The sequence below is a fragment of the Halomonas sp. 111 genome (assembly GCF_052379685.1).
Taxonomy (GTDB): Bacteria; Pseudomonadota; Gammaproteobacteria; order Pseudomonadales; family Halomonadaceae; genus Vreelandella; species Vreelandella citrativorans.
On the sequence record NZ_JBQSYV010000039.1, the window covers coordinates 1 to 11,058 of the forward strand.

An 11,058-nucleotide genomic window follows, 5' to 3' on the forward strand; every position below is an offset into this window, starting at 1 on the left:
TAACGAAGAACCCAGCCAACCGGCTGGGTTTTTTGTATGTGAGGAAGAAAGAAAAGGGTCTCCCCATGCGAGAGTCCCGGAGCGCCGGCCGTCGGATGGCCGCCCCGGTCATCGTCAGGCACTTATTGTGAAAAATCCCCCGGGGCTCAGGCCTCGGGGGATTTTTTTATGTGTGGAATATGGCGTGCGGTAGCTCGGGCTAAAGTTTTCTCCTGCGAAAACGGGATACTTCACGCTATTAGACGCGGATTATGAGGGGATCCCTCAAGCTCACGGGCCCACATCTGGAACGTCCTATTGACGCATTCCTGCCACAGCCGCTACCTGATATGGGTGGTGGTAGCGTGCTGTTGTCTTTAGATGATATGGCACGTTGATGGAAGGGTGATTTACGCTTTATCTCAGGAGGAGAAACAACATGAATGGACAATGGATCAGGAAATTATCAGCGGCGGTATTGATGGCTCTGCTCGCGGGCGGTTTGGCTGCCTGTGATAACCAGGGGCCTGCTGAAGAGGCGGGTGAAAGTATTGATGATAGTATTGGAAGCGCCGGCGAAAGCATTGAAAGCGCGGGTGAGAGTATCGAAGAGGCTGCTGAAAACTAATTCACTATGTTGATTTAAACGGTTGATTAGGTTGCCCTGTGGAAAGAAAAACGGCCGCTAAAAGCGGCCGTTTGAAGGTATAGCTCCGCGTTTTAAGCGCCAGGGTTTTGCTCAATACCTTGCACATACCAGGGCGCTTGGTCGCGCATTGCACGGGTTAAGTGCCACGACTCGTTGAACTCGGTCTGCTCTCCATTCTCTTCTATAACGCCATGAAAGATCACGCTTGCCTCAGCATGACCTTCGTATTCGTTAATATCCCCCAATTCGGCAAATAAACGTACGATGTCAGTACGGTTATTGGCAGGATGCTGAGCACGCTCGGAGCGTAGCAGGTTATAGAGCTCGGGAGTGACATACTCCTGAATCTGGCTAAAGTCGTTATTGTCCCAGGCGCGCTGCAGCGTCATAAAATGCTCTTTAGCACCGTTTAAAAACGGCTCTTTATCAAACCAGGTCGGCGTGCTTTGCAGGTTGCTTGCCAGGCTACCAGGCACAGCGCCTACTGAGCCAGCAGCAGGCGCTGATGGTACGTGCTGTGTGCGTTGGTAGTTGGGTTCGGAAGCATGCGCTGGACGTCGCTGGCGAATAAACGCACGGAAAGCGATCATAGCAAGCACTGCGATACCGACCACCATGAGCAGGTCCATCATTCTTAGCTCATCAAAGGCACCGCCGAAAAAGAGTGCGGCAATTAGCCCACCAGCCAGAAGACCGCCCATCATACCGCCCATTCCGCCTCTACGTGCTGCCGCACCCGCTTGGCCCTGTTGCTGGCCACCTTGCGCTTGTTGTGTACTGGGAGTGCTGGCCGGGCGGTCCGCAGAACGGGACATGCTGCCCATATTGCCACCACCCCCCATACGACGCGCTTCCGCATGCTCCACCGCAACGCTAAACCCCATAACGCTGACCAGCAGCATGACAAACAATTGTCGTAACATGGCAATCTCCAATGTTCAAAGCCTTAAGAAAACAAGCCCAATGTAATGAGCGTGTAGAAAGTATTGGGCATCTAGTTTAGCGCCTCAGCTGTCAGAATGGGTTATCTTAATGGCACTAATAAGCATAAAGAATAAGAGGAAGGTATGCGCCTACAACGAGATCGTAGCCTATTGTTAATGATCGACTTTCAAGCAGGCTTACTGCCGGTGGTTGAAGGCGGTTTGCAGGTAATAAAGGAGGCCGCTTGGCTTGCAAACGTAGCAGAAACTTTAGCAGTGCCTGTATGGCTTACCGAACAATACCCTGAAAAACTCGGGGGGACGGCACCTAGTTTGATAAGTGAGTTGGGTGAACATCAGGTTTGGCAAAAACATCATTTCAGCGCCATGGAAGCGCCTGAATTTGCCCAGGCATTAAAGGCCCAGTCGGTGCAACAAGTCGTGATCTGTGGCACAGAAGCACACATCTGTGTGTTGCAGAGTGCGCTTGGCTTGCTGGAAGCTGGATATAGTGTGTACTGGCTAAGTGAAGCGACAGCCAGCCGACGTTGTGAGGAAGCTCGCTTTGCGCGTGAGCGTGCCTGTGCGCAAGGCGCCATTGCGGTGACGGCGGATATGGTGGCTTACGAGTGGCTTGATCGCTGTGATACCGCACTATTTAAAGAGGTACATCGCCGGTTGCTTAAGCCGCGCTCCTCACGCGGCGTAACTTTTTTTTAGCAAAAGGGGAAACGTTTATCGGTCGGCTTCTTTGCGTGTGAACACCAGCGTATCGCCCTCAGAAGCCGCTGCATCAAATTGGTAGCCTGCCACGTTAAATGCTGTAAGCGCCTCAGGGTCATTCACCTGCTGATGAATAATCCAGGCGCTCATCAAGCCTCGAGCCTTTTTGGCATAAAAGCTGATGATTTTAAACGTGCCGTTTTTCTCATCTTTAAACACTGGCGTGATGACGCGGGCGTTCAGCTTTTTGGCATCTACCGCTTTAAAGTACTCATTAGAAGCAAGATTCACCAGAACCTTTGAACCGCTTTCTGTAATAGCCTGATCAAGGGCGTTGGTCAGTGTAGGCTTCCAGTACGCGTATAAATCCTTACCCGCCTGATTAGACAGTTTGGTGCCCATCTCCAGGCGGTACGCCTGGATTAGATCCAGTGGGCGCAACAAGCCATACAGACCTGACAAAATACGCAAGTGCTGCTGGGCAAACCGGTTATCCGCATCGCTGAATGTTTGAGCTTCCAGGCCGGTATAAACATCGCCTTGGAACGCTTGAGCGGCAGGTTTGGCATTCTCTAGTGAAAACGGCGGCTCCCATTCAGCAAAGCGTGCCGCATTAAGGCCAGCAAGCTTGTCGCTGATGCCCATCAGCTCACTGATCTGCTGAGGTGAATAATCACGCAGGATATCGATTAGCGCTTGGCTTTCCGTTAGAAAGCCGGGCTGTGTCACCTGGTGAGTGGTGGAGGGCGTTTCAAAATCCAGCGTTTTCGCTGGCGAAATAACGCTTAGCAAGGTGAGCTCCTTCGGCCGATGCAAAACCAGATAAGAACAAAATCATGGCCGATAGTATATCAAGCCTCGGCGTTGGCCGAGGCTATCGCTTTAATAGTGTGTGTATCAATGCTTAGGGGCAGGGGTTTGGCATCCGGCGATGAATATCTTCAATCGCGCTAAGCACATCGTCGTCCAGCTTAAGGCTCTCACTGGCCAGGTTGCTTTCCAACTGGTCCAGTGTGGTGGCACCAATAATGTTGCTGGTAAGAAAGCTGCGTGAATTAATAAACGCCAGTGCCATTTGTGCGGGGTCAAGGTCATGTTCGCGGGCCAGCTCAACGTAGGCCTTTGTCGCCGCCTCTGCCTCTGGTGAGGTGTAGCGCTTAAAACGCTCATAAAGCGTCAGGCGGCCTTTTTCGGGCCATGCGCCATTAAGATATTTGCCAGAAAGAACACCAAAGGCCAAAGGGGAATAAGCCAGCAAGCCCACGTCTTCGCGATGAGCAATCTCCGCCAGGCCCACCTCAAACGAGCGATTAAGCAGGTTGTAAGGATTTTGTATGGAGGCCACTCGCGGTAGATCCATTTTTTCGGCCAATTGAAGCGAGCGCATGACGCCCCACGGGGTTTCATTGGAGAGGCCGATCGATCTTACCTTGCCAGCATCCACCAGCTCCTTGAGTGCAGAAAGTGTCTCTTCAAGCGGCGTGGCATCTTCATTCTCCTGATGCGCGTAGCCCAGCTTGCCGAAAAAGTTGGTGTTGCGGTCTGGCCAATGCAGCTGATAAAGATCGACATAGTCCGTTTGTAAACGCTTAAGGCTTGCGTCGATGGCCTGGTGAATATGGTCACGCGTCAAGCGTGGGCCACCTCGGATATGCTCAGGCCCCGGGCCTACCGCCTTGGTGGCGATAATAACGTCATCGCGGTCGCCACGCTGTTTCAGCCAGCTGCCCACATAGGTTTCCGTTAATCCTTGCGTTTCGGCTTTGGGCGGTACGGGGTACATCTCAGCTGTATCGATAAAATTGATACCGAAAGCGACGGCGCGATCCAGCTGTTCGTGAGCTTCTGCCTCACTGTTTTGCTCGCCAAACGTCATCGTACCAAGGCAGAGCCGACTGACCTCAATTCCCGTTCTGCCAAGTGGGCGCGTTTGCATTTTTGTCTCCTCGCTAAAGCGAAAATTATCGCCGAATGGGCGTTTGTAAAGGTGATGAATGACGGTGCGTGAGAGGCATGTTAGCGAGGCTATTTGAAAGCAGCAAATCAATGGGGTTGAGTCGTCGCAAAGGCAGGCGTATGCTTGCCACCCCATTGGCCGGCTGACCCCGGTTTTTCGTGTGATTGGCAGTCAAATGATGTAGTGACCGCTAATTCAATATCTCAACAAATTGGCAGGGTGGTTTGCCATGCCGCAGGCATCATCTTTGTTTATTCGGCTAGAGTTTCGTTTAGCTGAACGGCTGTTTCAAAACCGTTGGTTGTTACCGCGTTCAGAGCGCACACAGCGTCTTACCATGCGTTTGTTCAAGCGCTGCGCTGAAGCGGGGCATCCTGATGCATTGTCCGTTTACGGGCATATGCTGTTTCATCGTAGCTTATCGCCGCAGGACAAAGCGCGGGGGGCACGCTATGTGGTGGAAGCCGCTCAAGCGGGCGATGTGAAGTCGCAGTACCAGGTGGCCCAGATCTACGAGCACGGCTGCGCGCAGTACCCGCGCCGTGAAGATTATGCGGTAACGTGGTATGCCCGTGCGGCGCAGTCCGGTCACTATTTGGCTGCTGAGCGGCTGGCCAGCGCCTATCGCTTGGGTGAACTAGGCTTAAGCATAGATGCGAGCCAGGCTGCCTACTGGGAACAGTTCGCTGAGCATCATCCGCACAACGATGTGACCGCCGCGTAATGGGCTAACGAGTAATGATTGCGCCCAATGATTGAATGAGGAAGTCAGTGTCCGAGACGCTACCCACTGTATTAGATATTGAAGCGTCCGGATTTGGGCGTGGTAGTTATCCCATAGAAGTTGGCATTGCACGTGCTGACGGTAGCTGCTGCGCGTTTCTTATTCAGCCACTGGATGAGTGGACGCACTGGGACCCTAAAGCAGAGCTCTTGCACGGTATTTCGCGTGATCGCTTGTACCAGGAAGGGCACCCTGTTCGTCAGGTGGCCCAATGGCTCAACGATGAGTTAAGCGGGTTAGGCAAAGCGTACAGCGACAGCTGGGGCTACGATAATACCTGGCTTTCGCTGTTGTTCCACCATGCCGGCATGCTGCCTCGCTTCCGCCTGGAGGCGCTGCGCATTTTGTTGAGCGAAGAGCAGCAAGCGATATGGAGCGGTACCAAAGAGGCCATGATTACCGAGGTCGATATCCATCGTCACCGGGCGGGAGACGATGCCCGTCTGCTCCAGCTCACCTATCAGCGCACCCGCAACGTTATCCGCGGCGCGTAGCGCGCTTGCCATGCCCGCTTCGCTCACCTCTACCTAAGCTGGCTCTCCAGCGCGTCAAGTAGCGCCTCTGGTGTTACCGCGTCCAGCAGCATATCCCGTGTCGTTTGAGCTAGAAAACCCTGCGTCACGGTGTTGTCGAGAAATGCCAGTAGTGGCGTATAAAACCCCTCGGTGTCCAGTAGGCCCATGGGCTTCTCATGCAGGCCTAAATAGCCCCAGGTCCAAATCTCAAACAGCTCCTCAAAGGTACCGATACCGCCTGGCATGGCAATAAATGCGTCGGCGTTAGCGGCCATGGTGGCTTTGCGTTCATGCATGTTGGGCACGCGGATCAGTTCGGTGAGTCCAAAGTGCGCTTGCTCGCGCTCTACCAGATGGTCCGGCATAACGCCAATCACGTTGCCGCCTGCCGCCAGCGACGCATTAGCAAGCTCGCCCATTAGGCCAATACGCGCGCCGCCGTATACCAGGGTGTGCCCCCGCTCTGCCAGCACAGTACCTAATGCCTGGGCTGCTTGGCGATAAGCCGGGCTGTTACCTTCTCGTGAGCCGAGATAAACGCAAATTCGGGACATTAATTGGGTTCCTTAACGCTTATGAGAGAAGCGGTGTTATGGAAGGTGTTGGTCTACCTGGTAGTGCTCATCCATCCACTGACCAATCACATTATCGCCACATAAATGATGGGCATACTGAGTGTGCAGGCAGCGTATCTGTTGCCAGTTGCTGATACCGCCAATGCCACGCTCGGTCAACACATCGGTGTATCCCAGCCGTGCAACCTCTGCGCGCTGGGCGTCGCTCATATAATCCCAGCGGGCTTTTACATAGTCACGATGGCTTTGCTGATAATGCGCTAGAAATTCTGGCTCTTCTTGCAGGCGCTGCTCAAGTGATTTGATAACCCCCACCGCTTCAATGCGTGAAATTTCTACCTTTAGTACATCAGAGCAGAGCCAGTACAGGGTAGGAAAGGGTTTGCTATCAACAATCGGCGCCATACGCAGCACCAGCGGTGTGCCTTCGCTATCAGTGGCGGCAACGGCTTCGATGCCACGTGGTGCGCGGCCTAACTGCTGGGTAATAATCGCCAGCTGACGCTCATCGGGCGCCTGGTTGGTGCGGATCACCATTAGGTTGGTCTCTCACGAACGGTCGTCTTGAACAAATTTATTGGAGCGGCCAACAGCACGAAAAAAGCAGCGATTCAACTGCTCAGGAGACGCTACATAGCACCATGTCCGCTCGCAATACTCGGCGGCCCGCGCCATTAGTACGTCATAAAGGCGGTTAAACGGGGCATCATAATCGTAAGGGTCAGCCCCAAACAAGCGGATATGCGGATAGTCTGCAAAGCGCTCAATAAAATAGCGCTCAATATCCGCTTCGACAGCGCGATGCTGCGCAGTATTGTCAGGGTCCAGCCAGAGATTATAGCGAATGGCCATGCTGTGCTCCTGGTCGCCCCGTCCGGCGGGTTGGTGCGTTAGGCGGGCGCATCTTGTAAGTGAGTCGACAAGGCGTCGCGCAGCGTGCCCTCAATAGGTACGGCGCATTTAGCCTGGTGATCGTACTGTACCATCACCGTGTGGCCGAGGTTGGCGAGCGTGCCATGTTGGTGTGCTTCCTGAGTGACGGTAAATGAGCTATTGCCCAGCCGCGTTAAGTAGGTGCGTAATTCGACGTCATGGCCGTAAAACAGTTCTGCACGGTAGTCGATTTCCATCCGCGCCATTATCAAACGCCACTGCTTCGGGTTCAGGTCAGGTGTAAAAAGCTTGAATAGGTCGTTGCGGGCTAGCTCAAACCAGGCGGGTAGGCGCGTATTGTTAATATGGCCCAGCGCATCGGTATCGTAAAACGCCGGCTCAATCGTACGGGTAAACATGGCAATCACCTTATCGTTGGCAGGAGTTGTAAATTCAGGCAAGCGCTAGGTCAAGCCGTTTGCCTGTTGCCTTCGCGTCGCTTGGCAAACCAGCGTTGGACCTGTAGCCAGCCCAGCAGCCATAGCGTTGCTACCAAAAATCCGGCCAGCGTGCCCCAGGCAAGCCCCAACGTTTCATACGTATAAGAGACACACAGGGCGTAACTTAACAGCGAGCCCAGCCCCACGGGGTAGTGTTTGATAACGGTCGCGGTAGGCGCGGGGCCTTGGGTTATATGCAAAATTAGCAGGAAAGGCAGCATGGTGACGGGGAAAGCCGCCAACGTGCCTGCCCAGGCAGGCGGTACCCAATGGGCAAGGCTTGTGATGGCAAAGACAATAAGCGTCGCCAGTAAGGCGCGAATACATAAAGCACCCCATGAGAAAGACTGACGTGCAGTGGCCAGACTGTCGGGTATTCGCCGGAAAATCCACGTAAAAAATACGATAGCGCAAAGCGTCACCAGCGTACCCGTTAAGCGAGTAAAATCGAACTGGGCAAGTACCAGGCTTGCCATAAGCCATAGAGTGATCGCGCCTGCCATTCCGCTGGCGACCCCCTTCAAGCCGGGTTTACGGCCGCAAAGCCAATAACCCGCGCCAAGTGCCATGGTCGCGGTAAAGCCCGCGAGTGTATGAATGGCACTTTCAGCGGAAAACGTTGGGGATATCTCCAAGCCAATAAAGAACAGTGCCAGCGCGGTGCCCAAAGGGTAGCCTGATAAAAGCCCTGCCACTTTGGGGCTCACTCGTACAGCAATCGCCCCCAGCCCCAGCACCATCGTGACTGACACCGCTACTTTGGCCAGTTGCCAGCTAATCGGAACGTCCAGCATCAATGACTATCCTTATAATTGATTAAACATTTTTCTTCGTTTGTCAGCCAGTATATCCGCGCGCGGCACACCAGGCCGCGCTATCGAAAGCATTAACGTTTTTTTATACTAAACGTAGTCCCTGCTGATCGCGCCAGGCCGCCTCCAAAGCACTTTTTAGTGGTACTTGAAGGTGGGCTGGAAGCGCAGAGTGCGCGGCCTCTAACGTGTTAAACGTGCGGTTGCGCAGCCAGCAGTAAGCCCAGGCACTGGCTTCAGCCTCGCTTTGAGGTGTTGGCTTGGCAGGCATTTGGTTGAGCAGAAAAACCGCTGTGCGGGGTGCCCACAGCGGAATGTCATCCTCACGTGTTTGGCTCCAGTGTTTAAGCATTGCCCCATCGGGCGTCGTGTCCGGCGTGCCCAGTTTGGCAACCCGTGCGGTTTCCGCCAGTATGAGCGCTAACTGGTCAGCATCGGCCTGACCAAGCGCTTGCCATTGCCGCAATAGCGCTGATAATCCTGTGCGTACCTTGGTATAAAAATCATCTTGCGGCATGCTCGTTACCAACCTTCGTCAATAAGTGAGATCTGTTATGGCTTTTGATTTTGCCACGCCTATCGAGCGACGCCACCCCGAAGGTGGCTACTCATCCCAAAAATGGCATCGCTATAACGGTGAAGTACTGCCTCTATGGGTTGCCGACATGGATTTTTATTCGCCGCCCGCGGTGATTGAGGCGCTACAAGCACGGGTCGCTCATGGTGTTTACGGCTACGGAGAAGTGCCTGCTACGTTAACAGAAACGCTCTGCACATGGAGCGCTACGCACTATGACTGGACGATCCAGCCCGACTGGCAGCACTGGCTGCCGGGTGTCGTGGCCGCGCTCCACTTCGCCACGCTGGCGTTAACCCAGCCAGGCGATGGCGTGCTAACGGTAGCGCCTATTTATCCACCGTTTTTAGCCGTCGCTGAGCGTACCGGGCGTTTGCCCCAGCAGGCCATGCTGGCCGCGCCTAAACGCCCAGGCGAGCCATGGCAGTTGGATATTAGCGCGATTGAAGCCGCCATCACGCCCAAAACACGCATATTACTCTGGTGCCATCCGCATAATCCGACCGGGCGGGTTTGGAGCCGTGAAGAGCTGGCGCCATTGGTGAAACTGGCTGAGCAGTACGATCTATGGGTTGTCTCTGACGAACTACACTGCGACCTACTGTTGGATAAAGATGCTAAGCATCGCCCGTTAGCGGCTATGTTTCCTGAACTAGCCAAACGCACGATTACCCTTTGGGCGCCCTCTAAAACCTTTAACCTGGCGGGGTTAAGCAGCGCATGTGCGATCATCCCTGACCCCGAAGTGCACCAGCGGTTTGCCGCTGCCTGCAAGGGCCTGTTGCCCGATGTTAACGTGCTGGGATTAGTGGCGGCAGAAGCGGCGTATCGCGAGGGTGAACCGTGGCGTCAAGCGCTGCTGGATGTGCTGCGTCAGCACCGCGCCACGCTTGAAGCACGCGTTGCCAACTGGCCGGGTGTGCATCTAAGCGCACCGGAGGCAACCTATTTGGCTTGGCTTGATATGAGGGAAGCGGGGCTGGGAGAAACGCCTTACCAAACGCTCAAGGAGCAGGCCGGTGTGGCGCTTTCAGACGGGGCAGCGTTTGGCTACCCCGGCTTTGTTCGACTAAATTTTGGTACTACGGGTGCTCAATTGGAAGCAGCATTAACGCGCATGGATGCGCTATTGAAGCCTTAGCCATTAATAAAGCAGCGCAAACAGCTTGCGGCGATAGGCGACCGTCAGCGGGTGGTCGGCGCCTAGCGCATCAAACACCTGCAACAGCGTTTTACGTGCCGCGTCGTCGTTGTAGGTACGGTCGTGCTTCATTAGCGTAAGCAGTGCTTCAAGCCCTGCATCGTATTGACCATCGGCCACTTGGCGCAGGGCGCGCTGGAACTGCGCTTCGCTATCGTCGCGCTCATCCAAGGCCGCAATGTCTTCTGCAGAAAGCGCTTGTTCACTGAACGTAATGCTGGCGCGTACGCCACGTGCTGCGGGGCCATCGCGCTCTTCGGGGGGGAGATTTTCCAGCACGCTGCGCGCCTCATCTCCGCGCCCTTCAGCCACTAATACGCGGGCAAACGCCACTTGGTAGGCGTAGTGTTCCGGGTATTGCGTCACCAGGTCCTGGTAAATGCCGTGGGCTGTTGCGGTGTCGCCTTGCTCAAGCGCCGCCTCGGCCTGCTCTTCAGGGCTTTCTGGTGCATCGGCCGGGGCAGGGAAGTAGCGGCCTAACCATTCACGCACCTCTTTCTCGGGCAGTGCGCCCTGAAAATTATCCACAAGGCCGCCCTGGCTCACCAGTTTAACGTCCGGTACCGCCCGCACACCCAACTGTGCAGCAATTTCCGGGTTAGCGTCTGTATTTAGCTTACCAAGCAGGAAGGTGCCCGCGTATTCGAGCGCCAGCTTCTCCAGTACCGTCAGCAGTGTGGCGCAGCTACTATCGGCTGGTGAGTAGCAGCCCAGTAGTACTGGCACTTGCATTGACGCTTCCAGCACTTGCTGAATGTTGCTCGCATCAAGTTCGACGATCACATCTTCAGGGCGCACTGGCGCACGTTCGGTGTCAGCAGTATTCGTGCTTGCGGTATCCGCTGTCAGCGGTTTGCCGGTGCGAGGATCAATGATTGACATGGGTAAGCTCAGCTTCGCAGAAAAATAATTGCTTATGATATGCAGGCAGTCACCGCCATATTCAAGCCGGAACGATGCTAATCATGTAAATCTGAAGAGAAGGCTAGT

15 protein-coding genes are annotated in these 11,058 nt (G+C 54.6%); 5 read left to right on the top strand and 10 right to left on the bottom strand.

The window, feature by feature from the left end; translation table 11 throughout:
- The first annotated feature begins 418 nt into the window (after positions 1 to 418).
- Positions 419 to 607 carry a hypothetical protein gene (locus ACT3T7_RS18125; protein ID WP_444631887.1) on the top strand — a complete coding sequence of 63 codons (189 nt, stop codon included), beginning with the start codon at positions 419 to 421 and terminating at the stop codon, positions 605 to 607.
- 92 nt (positions 608 to 699) lie between these two features.
- Here ACT3T7_RS18125 and ACT3T7_RS18130 read toward each other — a convergent pair whose 3' ends face one another.
- A complete protein-coding gene (locus ACT3T7_RS18130) occupies positions 700 to 1,551 on the bottom strand; it encodes a Tim44 domain-containing protein (protein ID WP_172119062.1) in 852 nt (283 codons plus the stop codon).
- A gap of 144 nt (positions 1,552 to 1,695) precedes the next feature.
- Here ACT3T7_RS18130 and ACT3T7_RS18135 point away from each other — a divergent pair, with 144 nt between their 5' ends.
- Positions 1,696 to 2,271, top strand: coding sequence for an isochorismatase family protein (locus ACT3T7_RS18135; protein WP_172119061.1), 576 nt, complete (start codon positions 1,696 to 1,698; stop codon positions 2,269 to 2,271).
- A 15-nt stretch (positions 2,272 to 2,286) separates the two neighbouring features.
- Here ACT3T7_RS18135 and yaaA read toward each other — a convergent pair whose 3' ends face one another.
- On the bottom strand, positions 2,287 to 3,066 hold the full coding sequence (yaaA, locus tag ACT3T7_RS18140) for a peroxide stress protein YaaA (protein ID WP_172119060.1): 780 nt from the start codon (positions 3,064 to 3,066) through the stop codon (positions 2,287 to 2,289).
- Between the two features lie 112 nt (positions 3,067 to 3,178).
- On the bottom strand, positions 3,179 to 4,210 hold the full coding sequence (locus tag ACT3T7_RS18145) for an NADP(H)-dependent aldo-keto reductase (protein WP_172119059.1): 1,032 nt from the start codon (positions 4,208 to 4,210) through the stop codon (positions 3,179 to 3,181).
- Positions 4,211 to 4,460: 250 nt separating this feature from the next.
- Between ACT3T7_RS18145 and ACT3T7_RS18150 the strand changes: the two genes are divergently transcribed.
- Positions 4,461 to 4,955, top strand: coding sequence for a tetratricopeptide repeat protein (locus ACT3T7_RS18150; RefSeq protein ID WP_172119058.1), 495 nt, complete (start codon positions 4,461 to 4,463; stop codon positions 4,953 to 4,955).
- Positions 4,956 to 5,002: 47 nt separating this feature from the next.
- Complete coding sequence (locus ACT3T7_RS18155) at positions 5,003 to 5,509, top strand: hypothetical protein (RefSeq protein ID WP_441679765.1); 507 nt, start codon at positions 5,003 to 5,005, stop codon at positions 5,507 to 5,509.
- A 29-nt stretch (positions 5,510 to 5,538) separates the two neighbouring features.
- Here the strand turns inward: ACT3T7_RS18155 and ACT3T7_RS18160 are convergent, their stop codons facing one another.
- The 6 genes from ACT3T7_RS18160 to ACT3T7_RS18185 form a co-directional block, all read right to left on the bottom strand.
- Positions 5,539 to 6,084, bottom strand: a complete 546-nt coding sequence (locus ACT3T7_RS18160) for an LOG family protein (RefSeq protein ID WP_172119056.1) — start codon at positions 6,082 to 6,084, stop codon at positions 5,539 to 5,541.
- 36 nt (positions 6,085 to 6,120) lie between these two features.
- On the bottom strand, positions 6,121 to 6,642 hold the full coding sequence (locus ACT3T7_RS18165; protein WP_172119055.1) for a DUF501 domain-containing protein: 522 nt from the start codon (positions 6,640 to 6,642) through the stop codon (positions 6,121 to 6,123).
- Between the two features lie 12 nt (positions 6,643 to 6,654).
- A complete protein-coding gene (locus ACT3T7_RS18170) occupies positions 6,655 to 6,957 on the bottom strand; it encodes a hypothetical protein (RefSeq protein ID WP_193055160.1) in 303 nt (100 codons plus the stop codon).
- A gap of 38 nt (positions 6,958 to 6,995) precedes the next feature.
- Complete coding sequence (locus tag ACT3T7_RS18175; protein WP_444631888.1) at positions 6,996 to 7,397, bottom strand: acyl-CoA thioesterase; 402 nt, start codon at positions 7,395 to 7,397, stop codon at positions 6,996 to 6,998.
- Positions 7,398 to 7,447: 50 nt separating this feature from the next.
- Complete coding sequence (locus ACT3T7_RS18180; RefSeq protein ID WP_172119053.1) at positions 7,448 to 8,272, bottom strand: hypothetical protein; 825 nt, start codon at positions 8,270 to 8,272, stop codon at positions 7,448 to 7,450.
- A 103-nt stretch (positions 8,273 to 8,375) separates the two neighbouring features.
- Positions 8,376 to 8,807: a hypothetical protein gene (locus ACT3T7_RS18185; RefSeq protein ID WP_193055162.1), complete on the bottom strand. Its 432-nt coding sequence runs from the start codon at positions 8,805 to 8,807 to the stop codon at positions 8,376 to 8,378.
- 37 nt (positions 8,808 to 8,844) lie between these two features.
- Between ACT3T7_RS18185 and ACT3T7_RS18190 the strand changes: the two genes are divergently transcribed.
- The gene (locus ACT3T7_RS18190) at positions 8,845 to 10,008 is read left to right on the top strand and encodes a MalY/PatB family protein (RefSeq protein ID WP_444631890.1); all 1,164 of its coding nucleotides are present in this window, start codon (positions 8,845 to 8,847) and stop codon (positions 10,006 to 10,008) included.
- 3 nt (positions 10,009 to 10,011) lie between these two features.
- Here the strand turns inward: ACT3T7_RS18190 and ACT3T7_RS18195 are convergent, their stop codons facing one another.
- Positions 10,012 to 10,950 (bottom strand): co-chaperone YbbN, encoded by a 939-nt coding sequence (locus ACT3T7_RS18195; protein ID WP_444631891.1) that lies wholly within the window; start codon positions 10,948 to 10,950, stop codon positions 10,012 to 10,014.
- Between the last annotated feature and the right edge of the window lie 108 nt (positions 10,951 to 11,058).